Here is a 23,735-nt window from a genome sequence, read left to right as displayed (position 1 = left end):
TGATAAAAAACCCTTAAAATTCAATAATAATTGACATTTAAAGAACATAAAATTAACGAAGTTAACGACAATGCAATGATAAAAAAACCTTATACCTAACAGTGGTAATATAATTCTTTTCCAGACAGTCAGTTATCTATTCCTTATTTATTCACTCAGGTATTCCCCTATTAAAAAATAAAGAAATAAATCGCCATTATTCGACGAGAAAATATTATTTTTTATCCAGCTGATAACATTTAGAGGGTAAGAAAAAGTACGGCTAACAGCTGCGGCGACATAATGCGCAGAAACATCGCCAACGGATAAACCGTCGCATAAGACAGCGCCGCCGCACCGCTGGTCGGGTGTAGCCCATTGGCAAACGCAAGCGCAGGTGGATCGGTCATGGAGCCCGCCAACATGCCGCAGAGCGTCAGGTAGTTCATCTTACCCAGCGTCCGTGCCAGTACGCCGACCAGCAGCAGCGGCACAATGGTAATCAGCGCACCGTAGCCAATCCACCACACGCCGTCGCCGTTCAATAACGTATCGACGAAGTCGCCGCCGGATTTCAGTCCCACCACCGATAAGAACAGCACAATACCGAGTTCACGCAGCGCCAGATTCGCACTGGGCGGCATAAACCAGTGAAGTTTACCGATCCCGCCGATGCGCCCCAGCACCAGCGCTACCACCAGCGGCCCACCCGCCAGCCCGAGCCGCAGCGCGACGGGAAAGCCGGGAATCATCAGCGGTACCGAGCCCAGCAGTACGCCTAGCCCAATGCCGATGAAGACGGGCAGCATCTGCACCTGCTGGAGCTTTTGCTGCGCGTTTCCCACGATATCCGCGACGGCATCGATCGCCGCTTTTCGCCCGACCAGATTCAGAATGTCACCAAATTGCAGGCTTGCTTGGTTGCTGGCAACCAGCTCGACGCCCGCACGGTTCAGGCGCGAAATCACAACGTCATAGTTTTGCTTCAGATTAAGCTCGCGAATCTTGCGTCCCAGCACCTTCTCATTCGTCACCACCACGCGTTCAACGTGCAGATCCGTGCCGCGCGTTGAGAGCGATGCCTCCACTTCATTGCCGATGACCAGCCGCGCCTGCTCCAGATCGTTTTTCGCACCAACCAGATGCAGATAATCGCCCAGTTGGATCAGTGTCTGCGGCGACGGCACCATTAGCTCATCACCGCGTTTCAAGCGGGAGCAGACGATGGTGTCGCGGTTCAGAATCGGCACAGCCTGAATCGCCAACCCTTGCAGATTGCTATTCATCACCGACACATTCATCGTGTGCAGTTGCTCGTGATGCAGACCGTTGCTGACTTCAAACTGCTTTGCCTCGTTCTCCACCGCCACGTGGAACAGAACGCGCATCAGCCACATCACCAGCAAAATGCCGCAGATCCCCAGCGGATACGCCATGGCGTAGCCCGTCCCCATCTGATTGACCAGTGCGGTACTCGACCCAAGATCGGTCAGAATCTGTTGACCCGCGCCCAGCGACGGCGTGTTAGTCACCGCACCGGAGAAAATGCCGAGGATAATGGGTAAAGGGATATTGAGCAGTTTGTGCAGCAGGACGGTCACCACGCAGCCGAGGAACACCGTCAGCAGCGCAAACGCATTGAGGCGCAGGCCAGATACCCGCAGAGAGGAAAAGAAACCCGGCCCGACCTGAATGCCAATGGTATAGACAAACAGGATCAGCCCGAACTCCTGGATGACGTGCAACATGTCATCGTTCAGTTGAATCTGGTATTGATGGGCAACATGCCCGACGATGATCCCACCGAACAGGACCCCGCCAATCCCTAAACCGACGCCATAAATCCGCCAATTGCCGATCCACAACCCCAGAACCGCAACCAGCGCCAGCATACTCACGGTAAGTGCGATATCACTCATACCCGTATCCTTTGCGGACGTTTTTATTGGGAAATGTCACTGCCGCTCTACTCTGTAATGAGTATATTTTGATTCTGGCAGAATGCCGGGGCGGGAAACGTGGCGGGCAACACAAAACCGCGCCCGTAATGATACGAGCGCGGGAAATTATCAAACAAATAATGCGGATATCGCGTTATGAGGCATCTTCAGCAGGCTGCTGGTTCAATGCCGGACGGTCACTATTGATGGCGATACGCTGAGGCTGCAAGGCTTCCGGCACGTCACGCACCAGATCGATATGCAGCAGGCCATTTTCAAAGTGTGCCTCGGACACATGCAGATGCTCGGCCAGCGTGAAGCTCAGCGAGAAAGGCTTAAACACCAGCCCCTGATGCAGATATTCCACGGCTTTCTTGGACGGTGCCGGACTGCCTTTCACGGTCAGGCGCGGGCCTTCTACTTCGATATCCAGATCGCTCTGCCGGAACCCTGCCAGCGCGAGCGTGATGCGATAGTGGTTGTCGTCTTTCTTCTCGATGTTATACGGAGGAAAATCAATCGGTTCCTGGCTGCCCTGCATTGAGCTGGCTAATTTGTCAAAACCGATCCACTGACGCAGTAAAGGTGATAAATCGTAGTTACGCATAATATGACTCCTTCTAAGAAGCGAGATTAATGGTGCCCATACGGGCATACCCTATGCCAGCCACAGTTCTATAGCTGGCGTCGTCCCCATTCGGCAGACGAAACGTTCATTCACCGCACTGCCGTTTCAGGCAATACGCGATTCGTGCAAATAACGTGATGTGGGTTTACTTGATTTCAATCCGACGCGGCTTCATCGCTTCCGGCACGATACGTTCGAGATCGACGTACAGCAGCCCGTTTTCCAGATTGGCACCTTTTACCTGAATATGTTCGGCCAGCTGGAATTTACGCTCGAAGTTGCGCTCGGCAATCCCCTGATACAGGTAGTTGCGGGCAACCTGCTCACCGGCGTGGGCACCTTTTACAATCAATAAGTTGTCGTGCGCGGTGATGTCCAGTTCCTGCTCAGCGAAGCCCGCTACGGCAATCGCAATGCGGTATTGGTTCTCGTCAACCAGTTCGACGTTGTAGGGAGGGTAGCCGCCGTTACTCTGGGTCTGCCCAGTTTCTAAGAGATTAAACAGGCGATCAAAACCAATAGCGGAACGGTACAGTGGGGAAAAATCGGGGTTACGCATAAAACAGCCTCCTAAACATGCAGCGAGGATTTATTTTTTACCTTCCCTAGGGACAGGCTCACAGCCGGGACAGATACCCTGACGGCGTATCGTTTTCTTCCGGCTTATTATCAATATGGTGACCCCCCTCAGACTTTCAAGAGGCAAAAAGGAAAAATCGCAGGGTTTCATGCAATATTCACTCACACTGCGGGCATTATCACATACACTCAAGATAGGCAGGCTCTGGAACCCGCTCTGGCAGCAGGTTCTTAATGGACAGGTAATATGACCTTACTGAAAAGTGCGTTGTTCTCTTTCATCATTACCAGCAGTGGCGCAGTGGCAACCAGCGGTTGCTCCAGCGTGATGACACATACCGGAGGCGATCAGGGATACTATTCCGGCACGCGCGCCGGTGTGGATATGCTGCGCGACGACGACACCAGTTGGGCGATGATACCGCTGGTCGCTATCGACCTGCCGTTCTCGGCGGTGGCCGACACTCTGCTGCTGCCCTACGACTACTATCGCTCAGGCAGCGATAAGCACAAACTGTCGACGCGCGAACGCATTTTACACAGCGAAGAGCAAAACCAGACCGCCAGCTCACAGCTTGCCACCGCACCACATAATCAGCTGTGATAGCCCTGCATTCACCTTGAATCAACGCGTGCAGGTTATGCCGTCGCCACAACAAAAAGCTGATTAAAGCCGTCAATCTCCCGCATATACGCAATGTGTTTCCCATCAGGGGAAAAGACCACGGCATCCGCACTCGGTGCGCTGTCCGTCCGCGCCGTTAGCCGCACAAGCTCACCGCTTTTCGCGTCACACCGCATGATGCTGTTATCAGACACAAATGCAAGAGAACGTCCATCCGGGTGCCAGTTAAAAGCCGACTGTACGCCGTGTTCCGTGCGCGTTACCTGCCTTGGTTCACCGCCGTTCGGGGAAAGCGTCCACAGCTGCACCACGCCTGCCTCATCCCGCATCAGGAAAGCAATCTCACTGCCGTCAGGCGAGGCTCTCAGCCAGTGGCGCGGCTGATTCACCAGCCCAGGATAACGACACGAGTGCGTAAACGTTAAACGCCGCTGCTGCACGCCAGCTGGCGGCGCAGGCATTGACGTTGCCGTCCCTGCCAGTGGCGCATCACCCGCTTTGGCGTACTCTTCCAGCGCATCCGGCAAGTCGACGATAAAAATCTCAGGCACCGTTGTCCCGTCCGCCGCACGCGTATCGCCGATAAACGCCAGCGCCCAGCGCTGCCGAGAACCATCCTGTCGAATATAGCCCGCCGTTCCTACCCAGCCTTCTTCATAGGCGCGATTGATCTCATCGCTGCCGAACTGCGGCTGCGGCGTCGTTCTGCTGACCAACACACAATAATGGCTGCCGTCATATTCACGCGGATGGTGTTTCTCAACGGTGACGGCCTGTAGCTGCACGGCCACGCCCACGTTGCGCAAGTTCAATGCCGGATCGCGCTCATGCAACACATGGTCGTTATAGGTAAAGCTCAGGCGGCTGGCATCCGGGCTGAAGACATGGACATGCGTACCACCGCGCAGCGCACCGGCCTGATAAGGCGGCGTAATGGAGAAAGCATCGAGCGTGATGGCCTCATCGCGCTGGCGATCCGCCACTATCGTTCCACGCCGATGGTGAAAATCATACTGCCACTCGCCGTCTGGGTTTTCCGGCCCGTGGATAAAGACATAGCGTAGCGGTTCCTGCGGGCTACAGGTCACCACGCCCACGTGCGCCTCCGCCGTCGCCCGATAAATTACCTCGGTTTCCCGGCTTATCAGGTGTACTCGCTCAATTGTCAGCCCTTTGAATGAAGATCCATAAGGCCTGACGTCGTAAACCAGCCACTCTCCATCACATGACCAGCAATTAATGTTGGTAAGTTGATGTCCTGAAGCATTAAACGTTAGTTGATTCTCTACAGGCAAAACATAGCTCCACCCATTCAATATCAGTCAATAGTTTGTAAATAAATTTCAGTTTTTTGTATAACATATTGTTTTTTATTTAAAAAAAACAAACAACAACCGATATTGTCATTCAAAAAAATAGAAAGACTCTCTCAATAACATCCGTTTTTTAATTCATTAGCATCGGCGTAACATTCTTCATATCGAAAGGGCAGCCCCCTTTCACCTATCAATCAGAAAAGGATAAGACACCATGAAAAACGTAAAAACCATCGCCGCTGCTGTTGTTCTCGCTACCATGACTTTCGGTGCTTCTGCTGCTGAATATGTTGCCCCTTCACAGACACAGAACCTGGAAAAAGTCGGCGTCGTTACTGCTACCGCTCAAGACCTCAGCTCACTACAGGCTCAGCTCGCCGCGAAAGCAGAAAAAGCAGGCGCTAAAGCTTATACCATCACGTCTGCGACCGGTAACGATCAGCTGCGTGGCTCTGCGGTAATCTTTAACTAATCATTGTTTACCCTGAGTTTTTATCCCAGTTAGCTATTCTGTAAGACATCACGTATTACCCTCTTTCCGGCTTGTCTCCTCATCAGGGCAAGCCGGTTTTTTTATTTATGCGAAAGAGGTTCGTGGGAAAGCAGGAAAGGTGATGAATTCGATGTGGCAGAGTGCCACACCGACGTGGATAGACTTACGACATTGACCCTTGAAAGCCATTCTCGGCCGCTGTCGCCGCGAACCATTGTCCGCTTTTCTTCACCGTGCGTTTTTGCGTCGCCAAATCCAGCTGCACAAAGCCATAGCGATTCTTGTAGGCATTCGACCACGACCAGTTATCGATAAACGTCCACATATGGTAGCCGAGGCAACGGCTGCCTTCCGCGATCCCTTTGTGTACATACTTCAGGTGTTCGCGGACAAAATCGATGCGGTAATCATCCTGAATCTGACCGTTTACGTCGAAACGCTGTTCGTTCTCCACCCCCATGCCGTTTTCCGAAATAAAGCAGCGCGGATTGCCGTAATTCACCCGTAGGTTGGTCAGAATGTCATAGATGCCCGGTTCGTAAATTTCCCAACCGCGATAGGGATTCATTTTTCGCCCTGGCATCTCATAGCTGGAGAAGAACCACTCGGGCATAAACGGACTATCAGGGTTAACCAGACTGTCGCGGCACTGGATTCGACGCGGCTGGTAGTAATTAATCCCCAGCAGATCGACAATCCCATCGGCCAGCAGCGCACGATCGTCAGGCTGGCAGCTCGGCAGTTGGCCATAGCGATTCAGCAGATCGACCAGTTCCTGCGGATACTCACCCCTCAATGCGGGATCGAGGAAGCTGCGGTTAAACATCAGATCGGCGATGTTGGCGGCTTTAACATCGGCCGGATGTTGGGAACGCGGGTAGGAAGGCGTCAGGTTGAGGATAATGCCAATTTCCCCGCCCTGAGACTGTTCGCGGTACGCCCTCACCGCCAGCGAATGCGCCAGCATCGTGTGGTACGCCACCGTCGCCGCTCGCTTGAAATCCACCACGTTCGGGTAGTGGAAATCATACAGATACCCGCCTTCCACCGGCACCACCGGTTCATTGAACGTAAACCAGTGTTTCACCCTGTCGCCAAACAGGCGGAAGCAGGTCGCCGCATAGCCCGCATAGGCCACGACCACCGCCCGATTTTCCCAGCCACCCAGCCGCTGCATCACCATCGGCATATCAAAATGGAACAGATTGATAAACGGCGTGATGCCCTGCGCCAGCATTTCATCAATGACCTGATTATAAAACGCGACTGCCTGCGGATTCGGTTCACCGACGCCATCGGGAATCAGTCGCGCCCACGAGATCGACGTTCGGAACGTGTTGTGATTCAGCGTCTTCAGCAGCGCGATATCTTCACGCCAGTGCTGATAAAACGTGGAAGTATCCGCCGGCCCAACCTGCTGGTGAAAACGACCGGGCTGCGTGGCAAACCATTCGTCCCACACGGTGGCGCTTTTACCATAGCTGAGGCTTTCGCCTTCCGTTTGCGGTGCCGAACTGGCGCTACCCCACCAAAAATTCGCGGGAAAGCGAAAATCGTTCTGAAGATGATCGTGCATACGTTCCTCTCTGCTTCACTCGTGTTTATGCGCTGGCGCTGGCTTCGCCTGCGGCCTGCTGTTGTTTCTCCTGCTCCTGTTTAAGCAGCGTGCGCTCATAGACTTTCAGGAACGGGTAATACATCGCGGCCGACATCACCATGCAGAGCAGACACATGATCACCGGGCTGAACGCCCAGTTCGCCGCCCATGATGCCCCAATCGGCGCTGGCGTCGTCCACGGCGTCAGGGAAACCACCTGTGCAATCCAGCCGAGCTTCGTCGCCGTATAGGCAATGACCGCATTGACCATCGGCACGAAAATAAACGGCAGGAACAGCAGCGGGTTCATGATGATCGGTGCACCAAACAGAATCGGTTCGTTGATGTTGAAAAAGCTCGGTACCACGCCCATCCGGCCAATGGTGCGCAGGTGAATCGCGCGGCTACGCATTAACAAAAAGGCCAGCGGCAGCGTGGAACCGACCCCACCGATCAGCAGATAGTGATCCCAGAATCCCTGCAAATAAATATGCGGCAGCGGCGCACCGGCCGAAAGCGCAGCCTGATTCAGCGCCAGATTGGTCATCCAGAACGGGTTCATAATCCCGGTAACGATCAGCGCGCCGTGAATCCCGGCAAACCACAGAATCTGGCAAATAAATACCGATATCAGAATAGCAGGCAGCGAGTCCGACGCCGAAATCAGCGGTGCCAGCAGGTGCATGATGGCTTCAGGGATAATCATGCCGGTCGCAGACTGGATGAACAGGTTAAATGGATGCAGCGTCGCGACGATGACCAGCACGGGAATAAGAATTTCAAACGAACGCGCCACGCCGGTCGGCACTTCTTTCGGCAGGCGAATCGTGATGTTGCGTTTCTTCAGCCAGGCATACACTTCACCCGCATAAATCGCGGTCAGAATCGCAGTGAAAATCCCTTCCCCAGAGAAGTACTGGGTCGAAATTTGCTTATCCTGATAAGGCGCGGCCACCAGCAAGAATGCCATCAGCGCCAGCAGACCGGTCATGATCGGATCCAGCTTGTAGTGCTTACCCAAGCTGGCCCCAATCCCCACCGAGATAAAGAAGGTCATGACCCCCATACTAAGGTAGTACGGCAGCATCAGTTGTTCACGGTAGGCAACGGAAAAATCGAGCCACGCACGGGCAAATCCCAGTGTGGTATCCGGTGCAAACGGCGGGAAGATGAACACCAGCATAAATGAACCGATGATCATGAAAGGCAGCGCAGCGATAAACCCATCACGAATCGCGATGATGTGGCGCTGTTGTCCCACCACACCCGCCAGCGGGGTAATTTTTTGCTCGATGATATTCACCATCGACTGATAGAGGCCACTCATAGCGGTTGTCCTGATTTTTCGATCAGTGAAAAGGCAAAATCCAGCACGTTGTCACCGCGCTGCATACCGTAATCCATCATGTCTATCGCTGCTACGGGCACGCCTTTTCCCTCGGCTTTCTCCTGAAAGGACGCCAGCATATATTTCACCTGCGGCCCAAGCAGCACAACGTCATATTTCCCGACCTGCTCATCAAATTCATGGGCGGCGTAGGCGGCAATCTCGACGTCCAGACTACGTGCGCTGGCTGCCTCCTTCATCTTTCTCATTAAAAGGCTGGTAGACATCCCAGCGGAACAACAAAGCATGATCCTTTTCATTTTCAATACCCCGTCGTATTACGTTATGAATAAAAAGCGTTACGAATAAAAAGCGTTATGACTAAAAAAACGTCATCAATAAAAGCAGCGTGAATAAACACGTCCATTGGACATACATGCACTGGAAACACGCCTATGGAAACATAACGGAAACCGTTTTCCATGAAAAAAAAACAATATATGAGAATGGGTTCACGAAATGATAGACATTGCGGGAAACAATGTGAGGCAGGTCATGGAAAACGTATTTCAGACGTGAAGGACAGGTAAAACCCACTATTGCAGCGCTTATTACGCTAAGTGCGCTGATTTCAGGCATTTTCTACTTTTGGCTATAAAAACGACAAATTGAGATTTAAAAAGCCCGCCCTCCCCCTGCTATGTTTATCACCCGATGTTGCATTTTCTCGCTGTATTTTAATTTTTCGTTATAAGGGAGAGGTCACAAGCATGTCATTGATGATGAAAAAATCGGTCACGGAAGGACGTGATGGAACAACGCGGCAAAGCGCGCCATTGTGGAGCAACGTGACGGCGCGGCTGCGCCAACTCCCCGCTATGCTGGCCGCCTGCTCCCTGCTGCTCGTCTCCGCCGCCTATGCGCAGGACAGCGTGCCGACGCAGCTACGCGTCGGCTATCAGAAAGGTTCGGTCAGTCTGGTGCTGGCAAAATCACACCAGTTGCTGGAAAAGCAGTTCCCCAACACCAAAATCAGCTGGGTTGAATTCCCCGCTGGCCCGCAGATGCTGGAAGCACTCAATGTGGGCAGCATCGATCTGGGCGGCACCGGTGATATCCCCCCTATTTTTGCGCAGGCCGCTGGCGCTGACCTGCTGTATGTCGGTGTAGAACCGCCTAAGCCTCAGGCCGAAGTGATTTTGGTGCGGGAAGACAGCCCGGTGAAAACCGTCGCCGATTTAAAAGGCCGCAAAGTCGCCTTCCAGAAAGGCTCCAGTGCGCACAACACGCTGCTGCGCGCGCTGCAACGCGACGGACTGAAATTCACCGATATCAAACCGACCTACCTGACCCCCGCTGATGCCCGCGCGGCCTTCCAACAAGGCAACGTCGATGCATGGGCAATCTGGGATCCCTACTATTCCGCCGCACTGCTGGAAGGCGGCGTTCGCGTGCTGATCGACAGCAGCGGGCTGGAGAAAACCGGCTCCTTCTATCTGGCTGGCCGCCCTTACGCCGAGGCGCACGGCACCTTTATTCGTCAGGTACTGGACGTGCTGACCAAAGCGGATGCCTTAACGATCAGCGATCGGGCGCAAAGCGTCACGCTGCTGGCAAACGCGGTAGGGCTGCCGGAAAAAGTGATTGAAACGGCGCTCGACCATCGCCCACTGACTACCGTCGAACCGCTGGATGCCGCCACGATCAAGGCACAGCAATCCACGGCCGACCTGTTTTATGAAAATCGTCTGGTGCCGGTGAAGGTCAATATCGCAGAGCGCGTCTGGCGTCCCAAGGCGAACTAATTCGCCTGTCACGCACCCTTTTGTTTACCCCAAACAAGACAGTTCAAGGAGTTCACACCATGAGTCTTAACGTATTCTGGTTTCTGCCCACCCACGGAGACGGTCGCTATCTTGGTAGCACCGAGGGCGCACGTCATGTTGACCACAGCTATCTGCAACAGGTGGCGCAAGCAGCCGAGCGGCAAGGATTTGGCGGCGTGCTGCTGCCGACAGGCCGCTCCTGCGAGGATTCCTGGCTGGTTGCGGCATCGCTCATTCCGGTGACGCAGAGGCTGAAATTTCTCGTTGCCCTGCGCCCCGGCGTGATTTCCCCCACCATCGCCGCGCGTCAGGCCGCCACGCTGGACAGGCTGTCCAACGGCCGCGCGCTGTTCAATCTGGTGACTGGCGGCGACCCGGAAGAACTGGCCGCCGAAGGGCTGTTCCTCAGCCATGAAGAACGCTATGAAGCCTCGGCGGAATTCACCCATATCTGGCGCAGGCTGTTGGAAGGCGAAACCGTCGATTTCGCAGGGAAACACATTCAGGTCAAAGACGCCAAACTGCTTTACCCGCCCGTGCAGCAGCCGCGTCCGCCGCTCTACTTTGGCGGCTCTTCCGAAGCAGCGCAGAATCTGGCGGCAGAACAGGTCGATCTCTACCTGACATGGGGCGAACCGCCTGAGCAGGTTAAAGAAAAGCTGGCGGAAGTCCGCGACAAAGCGGCGGCGCAGGGGCGTGAGGTTCGCTTCGGTATTCGCCTGCATGTCATCGTAAGGGAAACCACCGAGGAAGCCTGGCAGGCTGCCGATCGGCTGATTTCCCATCTGGATGAAAAAACTATCGCCGATGCACAGGCGGCGCTGGCGCGTTTCGATTCCGTCGGCCAGCAGCGCATGGCCGCCCTACACGGCGGCAAGAAGGACAAGCTGGAAATCAGCCCAAATCTGTGGGCAGGCATCGGTCTGGTACGCGGCGGCGCAGGCACGGCGCTGGTTGGCGATGGCCCGACGGTCGCCGAACGCATTCAGGAATACGCGGATCTCGGCATTGATACTTTTATTCTGTCCGGCTATCCGCATCTGGAAGAAGCGTATCGCGTGGGTGAACTGCTATTCCCACACCTCGATCTGGCGCAGCAGCCCACGCCGCTGCATACGGTGAACACCGCGGGAGAGCTGATTGCGAACCGCTATGTGCCGCGTAAAGTCTCGCAAAGCTGAGGAACCGATCATGGCAAGAACGTTTTCTTCACTGGCACAGCGGTTTGCGCCTTTCCTGCTCCCCGTGACGCTGCTGGTTGCGTGGCAGGTATCCGTCGAGTTCGGTTGGCTATCTAACCGAATCCTGCCTGCGCCCAGTTCGGTGATTACCGCAGGCTGGTCGCTCACCGCTAGCGGCGAACTGTGGCAGCATCTGGCTATCAGCGGCTGGCGCGCCCTGATCGGGTTTGCTATCGGCGGCAGCATCGGATTGGTGCTCGGCTTTATCACCGGGCTGTCACGCTGGGGCGAGCGTCTGCTGGACAGTTCGGTGCAGATGATCCGCAACGTGCCTCATCTGGCGCTGATCCCACTGGTGATTCTGTGGTTCGGCATTGATGAGGCGGCCAAGATCTTTCTGGTGGCGCTGGGCACGCTGTTCCCAGTTTATCTCAACACCTATCATGGCATTAAAAACATCGATCGCGGCATGCTGGAAATGGCACGCAGCTACGGGCTGTCCGGCCTGAGCCTGTTTTCTCAGGTGGTGCTGCCCGGTGCGCTGCCGTCCATCATGGTCGGCATCCGTTTTGCGCTGGGCTTTATGTGGCTGACGCTCATCGTCGCAGAAACTATCTCTGCCAACTCCGGCATCGGTTACCTCGCCATGAACGCCCGCGAGTTCCTGCAAACGGACGTGGTGGTGGTCGCCATCATTCTTTACGCCCTGCTCGGCAAACTGGCCGATGTCAGCGCTCAGGGGCTGGAGCGCATATGGCTGCGCTGGAATCCGGCTTATCAAACCTCATCGGGGGACGCATCATGACCGCTTTTACCGATTCTGTAACGCACACGTATTCACCGTCGCCGCTCACCAAGGGGACACCGCTGGCGCTGGATGCCATCACCAAGCACTACGGCCACCGCACCGTACTGAATGATGTGCAGCTGCGCATTCCGTCCGGGCAGTTTGTTGCCATCGTCGGTCGCAGCGGCTGCGGCAAAAGTACCCTGCTGCGCCTGCTCGCTGGTCTGGAAGCGGCCAGCAGCGGCGAACTGCTGACAGGCACCGCGCCGCTCAGCAGCGCAAAAGACGACACGCGGCTGATGTTTCAGGAAGCACGCCTGCTGCCGTGGAAAAAGGTGATCGATAATGTCGGGCTGGGGCTGCGCGGCAACTGGCGTGAGAAAGCGCAGGAGGCTCTGGTCTCCGTCGGGCTGGCGGATCGTGCGAACGACTGGCCGGCGGCGCTGTCCGGCGGTCAGAAACAGCGCGTCGCGCTGGCACGCGCGCTCATTCACCATCCGCGTTTGCTGCTGTTAGATGAACCGCTGGGGGCGTTGGATGCCTTGACCCGCATCGAGATGCAAAGCCTGATCGAAAATCTGTGGCTCCAACACGGGTTCACCGTATTGCTGGTGACGCACGATGTCTCCGAAGCCATTGCGCTGGCCGACCGGGTTATTCTGATTGAAGAAGGCCGCGTAGGGCTGGATATCATGGTCGATTTACCCCGACCACGACGTCGCGGATCGGCGAAGTTGGCGGAACTGGAAGCCCGCGTGCTGGAACGCGTGCTGGCACCCACCTCACCGCCGTTGCCTCAGCAGGCGGCAATATAGCCTTCATTCTGGCGATCGAGACGGGATAGCTTATCGCCAGATTTAACATCAAAAATATTGACAAATATTCTCAAAACACTCCGTTTTTCCTTCTCCCCGCATCGGCGTAATATCCTCTTCATCGAAAGGAAATGACCTTTCACTCCAAACAACATTGAATAGGATACATCACATGAAAAACGTAAAACTCTTCGCCGCTGCTGCCGTACTGTCTGCCCTGTCTTTTGGTACTTTCGCTGCCGATCAGGTGTCTTCACAACAGGCACAGAGCCTGGAAAAAATCGGTGTCGTTAGCGCTACCGCGCACAGCCTGGATTCACTGCAAGCACAGCTGGCTCAGAAAGCAGAAAAAGCGGGTGCCAACGCGTTCACCATTACCTCTGCCACTGGTGATAACCAACTGCGCGGCACTGCCATTATCTACAAATAATGCGCACAAAAAGACAATCAAAAAATCAAACTGACTTTCCTCACCTAAGAGGAAAGTCCGTTTTTTATGGTTTTTCCAGAACCCTACTGCACACGGGTGACGAGCGTTAGCCTACACGCTTCACTTCGCCCACCAGTAAGATGTAAGACAGTGCGCCAACCAGCGCTACGCCAGCAATGTAGGTCAGTGCCGGAGCAAACCCGTAATCCTGAGCCAGATAGCCAATGATCAATGGCACCGTGATACCGCCCAGACCGCCGATAAAGTTAAACACCCCGCCCGTCAGACCAATCAGACGAATCGGCGCCAGCGACGACACCAGCGACCACGTGATGGAGGCAAAGCCATTGCCAAAGAACGCCAGCGCCATCAACACCATAATCCATACCGGATCGTTGGTGTAGTTCGCCCCCATGATGCAGGTTGAAATCAACAGGCCACAGATAATCGGCGTTTTACGCGCCAAACCGATCGATTTTCCACTACGCACCAGACGGTCCGCCACAAACCCAGACAACAGCACGCCAACGAACGCCGCCAGGAAAGGCACCGTTGTCATAAAGCCTGCCGTCAGTGCGCTAATCTGTTTTTCCTGCGTCAGGTAGTTCGGGAACCACGTCAGGAAGAACCACAGCGTAGAGGTCACGGCAAACTGCCCGATATACACGCCGACCAGCTTGCGGTTAAACACCAGTTTCCAGTCGGCTGCCGTTAACGGCGTACGCGCCTTTTTCTCAGTCGGCGCATCACCATCGATGATACCGCCGCCTTCGGCAATGTAATCCAGCTCAGCCTGATTGATCCCTTTGCTTTTCTTCGGTGACTGATAAACAAAGTGCCAGATAATTGCCCAGACAATACCGACGCCGCCGGTGACGATGAACACCCAGTGCCAGCTCAGGATTTCCTGCAACCAGATGAGCAATGGCGTAAGGAATGCCAGACCAACGAACTGTCCTGACGTATAGAATCCAACAGCAGAAGCACGTTCCTGCTCAGGGAACCAGCTGGTCACCATACGGTTGTTCGTCGGAAACGCAGGCGCTTCAAACAGCCCGGTCACCGCACGCAAACCAATCAACGATGCCAGACCGGTGGCAAAACCTTGCAGCAACGTGGCAATCGACCATCCCATGATGGCGATAAAATAGGTGACCTTTGAACCGACGCGGTCAAGGAACCAGCCGCCGGGTATTTGGCATAACGTATAGGTCCAGGCAAACGCGGAAAAGATATAGCCCATTTGTGTTTTTGTAATGCCGAACTCTTCCTGAATATGCGCCGACGCCACAGCCAGGTTGGCGCGATCCACATAGCAGATGACGACCGTAATAAAAATCATCAGCAAGGTGAAATAACGCCGTTTTGTAGGACGGGTAGTTAATGTCATATCCATCTTATTTTCCTGTTATTTATTAAACGGACGTTAATACTTATTGCCCGCTATTTTTGAACGATCAACAACACCAGCAGTTGGTATGCTTTATTTTTTCTAATGAAATAAATAACCGCACACAGTCAATACATTCCTTTATTGAACATGGCGTTTTATTTTTAAAATCCCGGTGGTGGCTTACTCATGATAAATGGAAGATTACTTTCCCCGACGCTAATAAAATAAAACAGTAATCCCTCACGAAATAATGTATTTCGTGATAATCCATGCGTGTTATATTCCGTCGCGCCGGGGAAATGCGTTATGTATTACTTGTTATTCAACACCTAACCTATTGTATTTGTTATACCCTAAATAATTCGAGTTGCAGGAAAGCCAACGCGAATGACGGGTATTACCACTCGGCGACGGCACCGTCAGGATAACGCCACACCGGGTTACGCCAGTCTGGCGCATTTTTACTACGTTCAATAACCAGTTCTTCATTAATTTCCACACCGAGGCCAGGCTTATTCAGCGGATAGAAATGGCCGTCGGTCATGGCAAAGTCTTCTTTATTGATAACATAATCCAACAGCTCGGCACCTTTATTATAATGGATGCCCATACTTTGCTCTTGGAATACGGCATTACGTGCCACAAAGTCGAGATGCAAACAGGAAGCCAGTGCAATTGGGCCTAATGGGCAGTGTGGTGCCAGCGCGACATCATAGGCTTCCGCCATGGCGGCAATTTTAAAGCACTCGGTAATACCGCCTGCGTGAGACAGGTCAGGCTGAATAATAGCCAGTCCGCCATCTGCCAGCACGCGTTTGAAATCAAAGCGTGAGAACATACGCTCGCCCGCAGCAATCGGCAGGTGGGTTTGCGCCGCCAGACGAGGATAGTATTCCGCCTGTTCAGCCAGCACGGGTTCTTCAATAAACAGCGGACGGTACGGCTCCAGCTCTTTGATCAGGATTTTCGCCATCGGTGCATCCACACGACCGTGGAAATCCAGACCGAATTCGATGCTGTTGCCAAAGGCTTCGCGGATTTCCGCGACCACGGCCACCGCCGCATCCACTTTGCGCGAGTTATCAATGATGCCCATCTCTTCACAGCCGTTCAGCTTGAAGGTATCGAAGCCAATGTCGGTCAGCTTCTTGATGCCTGCGATCACTTCGGAAGGACGATCGCCTCCCACCCAGCTGTACGCTTTGATCTTATCGCGCACCAGTCCGCCCAGTAGCTGATAAACCGGTACACCCAGCGCCTTGCCTTTGATGTCCCACAATGCCTGGTCGATACCGGCGATGGCGCTCATCAGAATCGGGCCGCCGCGGTAGAAGCCCGCGCGGTAAAGCACCTGCCAGATGTCGTTGATGCGTGCCGGGTCTTGCCCGATCAGATAGTCAGACAGTTCGTGAACGGCAGCTTCAACCGTACGTGCACGGCCTTCAATAACTGGCTCGCCCCAGCCGACAATGCCTTCATCGGTTTCAATCTTCAGGAACATCCAGCGTGGCGGCAGCCGGTACGTGGTGATTTTGGTAATTTTCATTGAACAGCGTCCTTATAGGCGTTAACAAATGCATGTGCTTTTTGCGCGGTGACGTCAACCGACTGACCGGCTCGATACAGATCGCTGCCTAATCCGGCACCGACGCAGCCCGCGCTGAGGTAATCCTTCAGGTTTTCTGGCGTAACGCCACCGACGGCAAAGACGGGAACGTCTTTTGGCAATACCGCTTTCAGCGCCTTGATGTAGTCCGGCCCAAACGCGGATGACGGGAAAATTTTCAGCGATTGTGCGCCCGCATCCAGTGCCGTGAAGGCTTCCGTCGCGGTGGCACAACCTGGGCACACCGTCATGCCGTAACCCACCGCCCGGCGAATCACCTCGGGGGAAATGTTAGGCGTAACGACTAACTTGCTGCCAATGTCCTGCAACTTGTCGACATAGTCGGCTTTTAGTACCGTACCTGCGCCAATCAGGGCGCGATCGCCAAAATGCTCTACCGCCAGTTGAATACTTTCATACGGGTTTGGCGAATTCAGCGGGATCTCTACCGCATCGAATCCGGCATCCAGCAGCGCCGCGACATGCTCCAACACCTCATCCGGCGTAATACCGCGCAGAATCGCAATCAAGGGAAGATTAGTATTCCAGCTCATTAACAATGCTCCTTATTCCTGCCTGAAAAGCCCGATCGCCATCCAGCTGCTGCCAGCGCAATCCAGCTTGTTGTAATGCTTTTTCGTAGCGCGCGGTCAGCGCAGGGGAGCCGATGAGTGTGATGCTGTCTCCCGCCGCCACCTGATAGTGGCGCTGCATTTGTGAGACTTCGTTGCCAATCAGCAGCCCGGACAGCCAGTCGCTCACGGCACTTTTCTCCAGACGCCCCAGCACATGCGCCGCGCGGGTTTCAAACAGGCAACGGATGATGTTGTCGTCGGCAAAGCCCAGCGCCAGCCCTTGCTGGAAAGCATCGGGGGACGGCTGCTGTTCGGTCAGCCCCACGCAAATTAACGACTGCGTCATCAGCAGGTGGTGCAGTTCACCAGTCATCACCGTGCGGAAATCCAGCACGTTGCTGTCATCGGCCCGCACCCATTTCGAGTGGGTTCCCGGCATCAAATAAAGAGAGGAAGGACATTCGCTATACGCGCCAATCAGCTGGGTTTCTTCACCGCGAATCACATTGCAGTTATCGTCCTGCGCAATACTCAACCCCGGCACAATCCAGGCGGCCAGCGGCTGGGCTTCTTCCACACGCGTCAGGCGGTGGGCGACATCGGTCAGGCGAGTCGGGCATGGCAGATACGGCACGGAAAGCCAGCCCGCATTGCTGCCAATCATGCCCGCCATCACGACAGGCACGTTGTGCTGCTGCCACGGCGCAACGATCTGCTGAAAAACCTGCTGCGGCGTCTGACCGTTCAAACGCGTGACGCCCGCTTCAGATTTCACGCTGTCGATACAGACGCCGTCCAGATACAGCCACGCCCGCAGATTGGTCGAACCCCAGTCAATGGCGATATAGCTTTCACTCATGTAATGTCCTTTAACCGTTTGGTCGAGCTGGCGATCATGGTCAACGCCGCCCGCTCTGCTGCTTCAATATCCTGATGCCGAATGGCATCGTAGAGATCCTGATGCTCACGCAATGTCCGTGGCATGTTGTCTTCGTCCGGCATATAGGTGCGTTCAAACACCGCACGCTGCAACGAACTGATCGCGACGCTCAACTGCTGTAGCACTGGGTTATGCACCGCCGCCAATACCGCCTCATGGAAGCGAATATCCGCTTCATTAAATGCGTCACGATTCTGATGGTTAGAAATCATGTCGTTCAGCGCCGCTTCAATCACTGCCAGCTCGCTTGAAGTCGCCCGTTCGGCAGCCCAGCGGGCAATCGTCGGCTCCACCAGATTACGCACCTCGCTCATCGCGCTGATCAGACGCGGGTCGTAGTCGCTTGCCAGAACCCATTGCAGAACATCGGTATCCAGGTAATTCCACTGGTTACGCGCGGCCACAAACGCGCCGCGATACCGTTTCACTTCCACCAGCCTTTTCGCCATCAGCGCTCTGAACACTTCGCGAATGATGTTGCGCGAGGTCTGAAATTCTTCACACAGCTCGGCTTCTGCGGGTAACGGCGTGCCCGGCGCGTATTTCCCGCCAACGATCTGTTGGCCAATATCCAGAATGATGCGGTCGGTTTTGCTTAATTCCTGCTTATTCATCATCACCTCAACGAGACAAAACGGATTGATATCACTGCACTTACTTTACCCGCCATGCCGCCTGACGTCGTCGAACTGTTGCACAATAACCGCATCCTTCTCTCTTTTCTTGGCTTGATTGTAGTACCATTTATATATGTTGTACTACAATCTGGATCACAAAACGGACAATCAATACAATTTGGCAACATCCGGCGCTACCAGATTTCAACATCCAGAAGGATTGGGTCGAGCGAAGCTGGAAGGCGACGACAGCACGCCAGCAGCGGTGATAGGGAAAGAAAGAGAAAGAAGAGATAAGAAGAAAAAGAATGGCGGTTCAGGCCATACGCAATGCGCATGCAAAAGAACCGCCATTAATGGCAAATTCAGGTAAGGGTGGAGCTACGCCTGTTCCAGAACGAAATGCCCCTCTCCGACTTGCTTATAGCGGCGTGCGGGAGGGTGGAAATCAGGGGCGCGTACCGGGCTGCGCAATTCATCATTGGTGATATTACGCACCGGACGGGTGTCTGGATCCGGCACAGGCACCGCAGAAATCAAACGTCGGGTGTAGTCATGCTGCGGATTGTCGAAGATCGCCGAACGTGGCCCGATCTCCACAATTTCGCCGAGATACATCACCGCCACACGGTGGCTGATTCGTTCGACCACTGCCATATCGTGCGAGATAAACAGGAATGACAGCCCCAGCTTCTGCTGGAGATCCAGCATCAGGTTGATCACCTGCGCCTTGACGGACACATCCAGCGCCGACACCGATTCATCGGCAATAATCACTTTCGGCTCCAACGCCAGCGCGCGCGCAATACAAACGCGCTGGCGCTGCCCGCCGGAGAACTGATGCGGGAAACGCGATGCCATATCGCCGGATAATCCCACCTGTTCCAGCAGTTCGCTCACTCGCGCATTCACATTCTGTCGGGTCGCCAGACCGTGCAGCAGCATCGGCTCAGCAATAGCTTCCCCTATCCGCATGCGCGGATTCAGGCTTTCATACGGATCCTGAAATACCATCTGAATCTGCCGCCGCGAATCCGTCAGCTCACGCTTATCCGCCGTCAGGATATTTTTTCCCAGCAGTTGAATGTCACCGCTGACGGCGTCGTTGAGACGAATAATCGACCGACCGGTAGTGGATTTACCGCAGCCCGATTCCCCGACCAGCGCGAGCGTTTCTCCCGGCCAGAGATCGAACGAGACATTCTCCACCGCGTGAACCCGCCCGGACAGCCGACGGAAAAAACCTGATCGGATATCAAATCGAGTAACCAGATTTTTTACCGTCAGCACCGGTTCCTCGCCGGACACGGTATTCACCGCCTCCGGCACCGGCTGGCGCTCGCCCGTTTTGAGATCCACCAGCGGAAAGCGTTGCGGCCACTCGCTGCCGGACATCGAACCTAATTTAGGCACCGCAGACAGCAGCATGCGGGTATAGGGCTGCTGCGGGTGATGGAAGATCTCCCGCGTGACGGCGTTTTCCACCATCTCGCCCTGATACATCACCAGCGTGCGGTCGGACACTTCCGCCACCACGCCCATGTCGTGGGTGATAAACAGCACCGACATCCCTTCTTCTTCCTGAAGGGTTTTTATCAGCGTCAGAATTTGCGCCTGAATCGTGACGTCCAGCGCCGTCGTCGGTTCGTCGGCAATCAGCAGCTTCGGATGGCAGGCTAGCGCAATCGCAATCACCACGCGCTGACGCATCCCACCAGAGAAGCTCTGCGGATATTCGTTCAGCCGTGATTTAGCCGCCGGAATGCGGACTTTTTCCAGCAGGCGCACCGCTTCGGCACGCGCTTCGGCTTTACCCATGCCGCGATGGCGACGCAGTACTTCCGTAATTTGGTAGCCAATCGGCAAGACCGGATTCAGGCTGGTCATCGGCTCCTGGAAAATCATGCCGATGCGGTTCCCGCGCACGTCCTGCATCGCTTTATTGGGGAGCGATAACAGCTCGGTGTCGCCGAAATGAATCTGACCCTCAACCCGGCTTTGGCCGGGTGGCAGCAGGCGCATGATGGATTTCGCCATCACACTTTTCCCTGAACCGGATTCCCCCACCACGGCGACCGTCTCTTTCTCACCAATCGTGAAAGATAAATCCCGCACCACGTTCATCCACTCGCCGTTCACCTGAAAGGCAGTGGTCAGATGCGAAACGGACATAATCGGCGCTGTCATGTGCTCGTTACCCCTTATTCCTATGGGCGTTCCCACAGATTAATTCCGCGGGTTGAGGATGTCGCGCAGCGCATCCCCGACCAGATTGATCGCCACAATCAGCAGCAGCAGCGTCAGCCCCGGAAAGAAGCTGATCCAGTAGTCGCCCGACATCAGGTATTCAAAACCGTTTGAGATCAGCAGCCCCAGTGACGGTTCCGTCACAGGCAGCCCGATCCCCAAAAACGAAAGCGTGGCTTCCAGCATGATGGCGTAGGCAATGCGCATCGTCGCCACCACGATCAGCGGTGCCAGACAGTTCGGTAAAATATGACGAAACAGAATGCGGCGGTTGGACAGCGCCATGCTGCGCGCCGCGTCCACGTAGCTGCGGCGACGTTCCACCAGCGCCGAACCGCGAATCGTGCGCGCGTAGTAAGCCCACTGCGTTACCACCAGCGCCATGATGATCTTGTCGACCCCTTGTCCCAGCACCGCCAGCAGGATCAACGCAATCAGGATAGGCGGGAAGCTGAGCTGGATATCGACGATGCGCATGATCGTGGCATCCGTTTTTCCGCCGACGTAGGCACTAATCAGCCCCAGCGAGGCTCCAATCAGCAGCGCAAACGCCGCACTGGAGAAGCCCACCATCAGGCTGATACGGGTGCCGTACAGAATGGCGCTGAACAGGTCGCGCCCTTGATCGTCCGTCCCCAGCCAGTACGTCATGCCCGCCATGCTCTGCGAACCTGGCGCAAGTCGGCCATCCATGATGTCGAGCTGCATCAGATCGTAGGGATTTTGCGGCGACAGAAGCGGGGCAAGCAGCGCCAGCAGCACGAAAATCGCCAGCATGATCAGCCCGCACAGCGCCAGCCTATCGTTGATCAGCGCCATCATGACGCGCATCACCGGATGAGCCGTTTTTTGCACGGCCGCGGGCTGGTGTATCGTATTTCCCGTCATCCCTTGTCTCCTCCCAGCCGCACGCGCGGATCGACCAACACATACAGCAAATCGACCAGCAGGTTAATCACGCTGAACATCACGACGGTAATCATCAGATAAGCCAGGATGACCGGACGGTCGAGCACGGCGATCGAGTCGATAATCAGCTTGCCCATGCCCGGCCAGGCATAAATGGTTTCCGTGACGACGGCGAATGCGATCAGCGATCCCAGTTCCAGCCCCAGCACGGTAATCAGTGGAATCAGCGTGTTGCGCAGCACATGAACCAGCACGATGCGGGTTTCTGACAGCCCTTTCGCACGGGCAAACTGCACATAATCCTGTTGCAGACACTCCATCACGCCCGCACGCATCAGGCGGATAACCAGCGAGATTTTAAACAGCGCGAGGTTAAACGCAGGCAAAAGCAGGTGTTCGAGACCATCGCGGGTCAGAAAACTGAAGGGAATACCGAAGAGATCGTGAGTATCGCCCCGGCCAGAGGACGGCAGCCAACCGAGCTTCACGCTGAACAGCATAATCATCACCAGCCCGATCCAGAACGTGGGCAGGCTAAAGCCGAGGATGGAAAAGGTCATGATGGATTTGGACACCGAGCTGTCCGGCTTCAGGCCAGCGTAAATCCCCAGCGGAATACCGACAACCAGCGCCATCACGAACGCCACCATCGCCAGCTCGAGCGTGGCGGGCATGCGCTGAAAAATCAGCGTCAGCGCGGGTTGGTTAAAGATAAACGAGTTGCCCATGTCGCCCTGCAAGGCGTTCCAGACAAACAGCCCGTACTGTTCCCAGACGGGCTTATCCAGACCAAAGGACTGAATCACCGCCAGCCGTTCCGCTGGCGTAGCCGTCGCACTCAATAGCATATCGACCGGATTACCGACCAGATAAACACCCACAAACACCAGCACCGACATCACAGCCAGCGTCAGCAGCGTTTGTCCGATTCGGCTCAGCAGGTAGGCGATCATCAGCGCTCCTCAGATCCATTGATTGCGTCAACATCATAGCGACGCAGGCGATCGGCAATCAGCCCGAGGAACCCTTGTTCGTCGATTTCCCGCATGACCAGCGCATTCGCTGGCTCACCCAGCTTGTTATAAAAATCGGCAAACACGTAACCCGCCGTCTTGCCCGCAACTTCTACCCCGACGCGAATGTGTTTTGACTTGAATAGCTCTGGTTTCAACAGCCACGCAATGACGGTCGCATCATGAATCGGCCCACCTTCACGACCAAAACGCTCGACTTCGCTACGGTCAAACATACGCAGCAGCGCGGCCATCGCCTTACCCGGCGCACCGCCGCTGCGTGCGATGGCATCCACCTGTTCCGTCTGAATCAGCGCCTGAAAGGTTACATCCAGCGGCATGATGACAATCGGAACACCGGAAGAAAAAACGATTTCCGCCGCATGTGGATCGGCATAAACGTTAAAATCCGCCCACGGCACGCGATTCCCCATCGCGGTAAAGGCGCAGCTCATGGACACAATCTGTTTGATGCCGCGAGCGACATCAGGATGGAAGCACAGCGCCAACGCCAGATTCGTCAGCGGGCCGAGTGAACAAATGGTGATTGGATTATTGTCGGCCGCCGCCTGACGCGTCATCCGAACCAGAAAATCGACGGCGTGTTCCTCTTCCGGCGACAGCGTACTTTCTGGCACCCAGTCGGAGGAAAACTTGCCGATATGAGCGTATTTACCGAAAACCTGATCGCGGATTGAGCGGACGCGAGGCACCCGCAAAAATCGGCACATCGGTTCTGCCCGTTACACCCACCACGTTGCAGGCGTTCGGCAGCGTCGCAGCCAGCGGCACATTACCGGCTACCACGGTAATCCCGAGTACGTCCAGCTCGGGCGAAGCCAATGCCAGCCAGATGGCTATCGCATCGTCAACACCGGGATCGGTATCAATAATAATGCGTTCTCGAACCAT

Annotated in this window: 22 protein-coding genes and 1 pseudogene; 7 read left to right on the top strand and 16 right to left on the bottom strand. The window is 55.0% G+C overall.

Annotated features, from left to right (window positions below):
- Positions 1-239: 239 nt before the first annotated feature.
- The 3 genes from HP572_RS20615 to ibpA form a co-directional block, all read right to left on the bottom strand.
- Positions 240-1,898 carry a putative transporter gene (locus HP572_RS20615; protein ID WP_240584195.1) on the bottom strand — a complete coding sequence of 553 codons (1,659 nt, stop codon included), beginning with the start codon at positions 1,896-1,898 and terminating at the stop codon, positions 240-242.
- Between the two features lie 175 nt (positions 1,899-2,073).
- Positions 2,074-2,526, bottom strand: coding sequence for a small heat shock chaperone IbpB (ibpB, locus tag HP572_RS20610; protein WP_205549548.1), 453 nt, complete (start codon positions 2,524-2,526; stop codon positions 2,074-2,076).
- A 166-nt stretch (positions 2,527-2,692) separates the two neighbouring features.
- Positions 2,693-3,106 carry a small heat shock chaperone IbpA gene (ibpA, locus tag HP572_RS20605; protein WP_095701006.1) on the bottom strand — a complete coding sequence of 138 codons (414 nt, stop codon included), beginning with the start codon at positions 3,104-3,106 and terminating at the stop codon, positions 2,693-2,695.
- 267 nt (positions 3,107-3,373) lie between these two features.
- Between ibpA and HP572_RS20600 the strand changes: the two genes are divergently transcribed.
- Positions 3,374-3,730, top strand: a complete 357-nt coding sequence (locus HP572_RS20600) for a YceK/YidQ family lipoprotein (RefSeq protein ID WP_240584194.1) — start codon at positions 3,374-3,376, stop codon at positions 3,728-3,730.
- A 35-nt stretch (positions 3,731-3,765) separates the two neighbouring features.
- On the opposite strand, the gene HP572_RS20595 is transcribed toward HP572_RS20600, so the two are convergent.
- The gene (locus tag HP572_RS20595) at positions 3,766-5,046 is read right to left on the bottom strand and encodes a DUF3748 domain-containing protein (protein WP_240584193.1); all 1,281 of its coding nucleotides are present in this window, start codon (positions 5,044-5,046) and stop codon (positions 3,766-3,768) included.
- A 235-nt stretch (positions 5,047-5,281) separates the two neighbouring features.
- Here HP572_RS20595 and HP572_RS20590 point away from each other — a divergent pair, with 235 nt between their 5' ends.
- Positions 5,282-5,539, top strand: a complete 258-nt coding sequence (locus tag HP572_RS20590; protein WP_012772777.1) for a YdgH/BhsA/McbA-like domain containing protein — start codon at positions 5,282-5,284, stop codon at positions 5,537-5,539.
- A gap of 184 nt (positions 5,540-5,723) precedes the next feature.
- On the opposite strand, the gene HP572_RS20585 is transcribed toward HP572_RS20590, so the two are convergent.
- Genes HP572_RS20585 through HP572_RS20575 form a run of 3 tightly spaced genes read right to left on the bottom strand, consistent with a single transcriptional unit; the run spans position 5,724 to position 8,804 of the window.
- Positions 5,724-7,136 (bottom strand): glycoside hydrolase family 1 protein, encoded by a 1,413-nt coding sequence (locus tag HP572_RS20585; protein ID WP_240584192.1) that lies wholly within the window; start codon positions 7,134-7,136, stop codon positions 5,724-5,726.
- 25 nt (positions 7,137-7,161) lie between these two features.
- Positions 7,162-8,484 (bottom strand): PTS sugar transporter subunit IIC, encoded by a 1,323-nt coding sequence (locus tag HP572_RS20580; protein WP_240584191.1) that lies wholly within the window; start codon positions 8,482-8,484, stop codon positions 7,162-7,164.
- Complete coding sequence (locus tag HP572_RS20575) at positions 8,481-8,804, bottom strand: PTS sugar transporter subunit IIB (RefSeq protein ID WP_039320155.1); 324 nt, start codon at positions 8,802-8,804, stop codon at positions 8,481-8,483. Before HP572_RS20575 ends, HP572_RS20580 begins: the two co-directional genes overlap by 4 nt.
- Positions 8,805-9,362: 558 nt before the next feature.
- Here HP572_RS20575 and HP572_RS20570 point away from each other — a divergent pair.
- From HP572_RS20570 to HP572_RS20550, 5 genes are all read left to right on the top strand, one after another.
- On the top strand, positions 9,363-10,289 hold the full coding sequence (locus tag HP572_RS20570) for a sulfonate ABC transporter substrate-binding protein (protein ID WP_240585795.1): 927 nt from the start codon (positions 9,363-9,365) through the stop codon (positions 10,287-10,289).
- 59 nt (positions 10,290-10,348) lie between these two features.
- Positions 10,349-11,491, top strand: coding sequence for an FMNH2-dependent alkanesulfonate monooxygenase (ssuD, locus tag HP572_RS20565; protein WP_240584190.1), 1,143 nt, complete (start codon positions 10,349-10,351; stop codon positions 11,489-11,491).
- Between the two features lie 10 nt (positions 11,492-11,501).
- Positions 11,502-12,296, top strand: coding sequence for an aliphatic sulfonate ABC transporter permease SsuC (ssuC, locus tag HP572_RS20560; RefSeq protein ID WP_240584189.1), 795 nt, complete (start codon positions 11,502-11,504; stop codon positions 12,294-12,296).
- Entirely contained in the window at positions 12,293-13,093 is an 801-nt protein-coding gene (gene ssuB, locus HP572_RS20555) for an aliphatic sulfonates ABC transporter ATP-binding protein (protein ID WP_240585794.1), read from the top strand. Before ssuC ends, ssuB begins: the two co-directional genes overlap by 4 nt.
- A gap of 172 nt (positions 13,094-13,265) precedes the next feature.
- Positions 13,266-13,523: a YdgH/BhsA/McbA-like domain containing protein gene (locus HP572_RS20550; protein WP_119889371.1), complete on the top strand. Its 258-nt coding sequence runs from the start codon at positions 13,266-13,268 to the stop codon at positions 13,521-13,523.
- Positions 13,524-13,629: 106 nt separating this feature from the next.
- Here the strand turns inward: HP572_RS20550 and HP572_RS20545 are convergent, their stop codons facing one another.
- The 9 genes and pseudogenes from HP572_RS20545 to HP572_RS20505 all read right to left on the bottom strand — a co-directional run bounded on the left by HP572_RS20545 (position 13,630) and on the right by HP572_RS20505 (position 23,735).
- Positions 13,630-14,919, bottom strand: coding sequence for an MFS transporter (locus HP572_RS20545; protein WP_240584188.1), 1,290 nt, complete (start codon positions 14,917-14,919; stop codon positions 13,630-13,632).
- Positions 14,920-15,313: 394 nt separating this feature from the next.
- A complete protein-coding gene (gene dgoD, locus HP572_RS20540; protein WP_180787230.1) occupies positions 15,314-16,462 on the bottom strand; it encodes a galactonate dehydratase in 1,149 nt (382 codons plus the stop codon).
- Complete coding sequence (locus HP572_RS20535; protein WP_240584187.1) at positions 16,459-17,076, bottom strand: 2-dehydro-3-deoxy-6-phosphogalactonate aldolase; 618 nt, start codon at positions 17,074-17,076, stop codon at positions 16,459-16,461. Before HP572_RS20535 ends, dgoD begins: the two co-directional genes overlap by 4 nt.
- On the bottom strand, positions 17,060-17,956 hold the full coding sequence (locus HP572_RS20530) for a 2-dehydro-3-deoxygalactonokinase (protein WP_240584186.1): 897 nt from the start codon (positions 17,954-17,956) through the stop codon (positions 17,060-17,062). Before HP572_RS20530 ends, HP572_RS20535 begins: the two co-directional genes overlap by 17 nt.
- Complete coding sequence (dgoR, locus tag HP572_RS20525) at positions 17,953-18,651, bottom strand: D-galactonate utilization transcriptional regulator DgoR (RefSeq protein ID WP_005976717.1); 699 nt, start codon at positions 18,649-18,651, stop codon at positions 17,953-17,955. The genes HP572_RS20530 and dgoR overlap by 4 nt, the downstream gene beginning before the upstream one ends.
- Positions 18,652-19,035: 384 nt before the next feature.
- The gene (locus HP572_RS20520) at positions 19,036-20,841 is read right to left on the bottom strand and encodes an ABC transporter ATP-binding protein (protein WP_240584185.1); all 1,806 of its coding nucleotides are present in this window, start codon (positions 20,839-20,841) and stop codon (positions 19,036-19,038) included.
- A 39-nt stretch (positions 20,842-20,880) separates the two neighbouring features.
- Positions 20,881-21,789 carry an ABC transporter permease gene (locus tag HP572_RS20515; protein ID WP_240584184.1) on the bottom strand — a complete coding sequence of 303 codons (909 nt, stop codon included), beginning with the start codon at positions 21,787-21,789 and terminating at the stop codon, positions 20,881-20,883.
- Entirely contained in the window at positions 21,786-22,763 is a 978-nt protein-coding gene (locus HP572_RS20510) for an ABC transporter permease (protein ID WP_240584183.1), read from the bottom strand. Before HP572_RS20510 ends, HP572_RS20515 begins: the two co-directional genes overlap by 4 nt.
- A pseudogene (locus HP572_RS20505) lies at positions 22,763-23,735 on the bottom strand (nucleoside hydrolase). The gene HP572_RS20510 and the pseudogene HP572_RS20505 overlap by 1 nt, the downstream one beginning before the upstream one ends.

The sequence above is a fragment of the Pectobacterium sp. PL64 genome (assembly GCF_022477975.1).
GTDB lineage: Bacteria > Pseudomonadota > Gammaproteobacteria > Enterobacterales > Enterobacteriaceae > Pectobacterium > Pectobacterium jejuense.
Note: the sequence above shows the minus strand (reverse complement) of the source record. Positions and strands in the feature narration are given on the sequence as shown.

What these genes read in the sequence shown, in the direction of transcription:
- HP572_RS20615 (WP_240584195.1), bottom strand. Translation starts at nt 1,898, where the DNA reads ATGAGTGATATCGCACTTACCGTGAGTATGCTGGCGCTGGTTGCGGTT.
- ibpB (WP_205549548.1), bottom strand. Translation starts at nt 2,526, where the DNA reads ATGCGTAACTACGATTTATCACCTTTACTGCGTCAGTGGATCGGTTTT.
- ibpA (WP_095701006.1), bottom strand. Translation starts at nt 3,106, where the DNA reads ATGCGTAACCCCGATTTTTCCCCACTGTACCGTTCCGCTATTGGTTTT.
- HP572_RS20600 (WP_240584194.1), top strand. Translation starts at nt 3,374, where the DNA reads ATGACCTTACTGAAAAGTGCGTTGTTCTCTTTCATCATTACCAGCAGT.
- HP572_RS20590 (WP_012772777.1), top strand. Translation starts at nt 5,282, where the DNA reads ATGAAAAACGTAAAAACCATCGCCGCTGCTGTTGTTCTCGCTACCATG.
- HP572_RS20585 (WP_240584192.1), bottom strand. Translation starts at nt 7,136, where the DNA reads ATGCACGATCATCTTCAGAACGATTTTCGCTTTCCCGCGAATTTTTGG.
- HP572_RS20580 (WP_240584191.1), bottom strand. Translation starts at nt 8,484, where the DNA reads ATGAGTGGCCTCTATCAGTCGATGGTGAATATCATCGAGCAAAAAATT.
- HP572_RS20575 (WP_039320155.1), bottom strand. Translation starts at nt 8,804, where the DNA reads ATGAAAAGGATCATGCTTTGTTGTTCCGCTGGGATGTCTACCAGCCTT.
- HP572_RS20570 (WP_240585795.1), top strand. Translation starts at nt 9,363, where the DNA reads ATGCTGGCCGCCTGCTCCCTGCTGCTCGTCTCCGCCGCCTATGCGCAG.
- ssuD (WP_240584190.1), top strand. Translation starts at nt 10,349, where the DNA reads ATGAGTCTTAACGTATTCTGGTTTCTGCCCACCCACGGAGACGGTCGC.
- ssuC (WP_240584189.1), top strand. Translation starts at nt 11,502, where the DNA reads ATGGCAAGAACGTTTTCTTCACTGGCACAGCGGTTTGCGCCTTTCCTG.
- ssuB (WP_240585794.1), top strand. Translation starts at nt 12,293, where the DNA reads ATGACCGCTTTTACCGATTCTGTAACGCACACGTATTCACCGTCGCCG.
- HP572_RS20550 (WP_119889371.1), top strand. Translation starts at nt 13,266, where the DNA reads ATGAAAAACGTAAAACTCTTCGCCGCTGCTGCCGTACTGTCTGCCCTG.
- HP572_RS20545 (WP_240584188.1), bottom strand. Translation starts at nt 14,919, where the DNA reads ATGGATATGACATTAACTACCCGTCCTACAAAACGGCGTTATTTCACC.
- dgoD (WP_180787230.1), bottom strand. Translation starts at nt 16,462, where the DNA reads ATGAAAATTACCAAAATCACCACGTACCGGCTGCCGCCACGCTGGATG.
- HP572_RS20535 (WP_240584187.1), bottom strand. Translation starts at nt 17,076, where the DNA reads ATGAGCTGGAATACTAATCTTCCCTTGATTGCGATTCTGCGCGGTATT.
- HP572_RS20530 (WP_240584186.1), bottom strand. Translation starts at nt 17,956, where the DNA reads ATGAGTGAAAGCTATATCGCCATTGACTGGGGTTCGACCAATCTGCGG.
- dgoR (WP_005976717.1), bottom strand. Translation starts at nt 18,651, where the DNA reads ATGAATAAGCAGGAATTAAGCAAAACCGACCGCATCATTCTGGATATT.
- HP572_RS20520 (WP_240584185.1), bottom strand. Translation starts at nt 20,841, where the DNA reads ATGACAGCGCCGATTATGTCCGTTTCGCATCTGACCACTGCCTTTCAG.
- HP572_RS20515 (WP_240584184.1), bottom strand. Translation starts at nt 21,789, where the DNA reads ATGACGGGAAATACGATACACCAGCCCGCGGCCGTGCAAAAAACGGCT.
- HP572_RS20510 (WP_240584183.1), bottom strand. Translation starts at nt 22,763, where the DNA reads ATGATCGCCTACCTGCTGAGCCGAATCGGACAAACGCTGCTGACGCTG.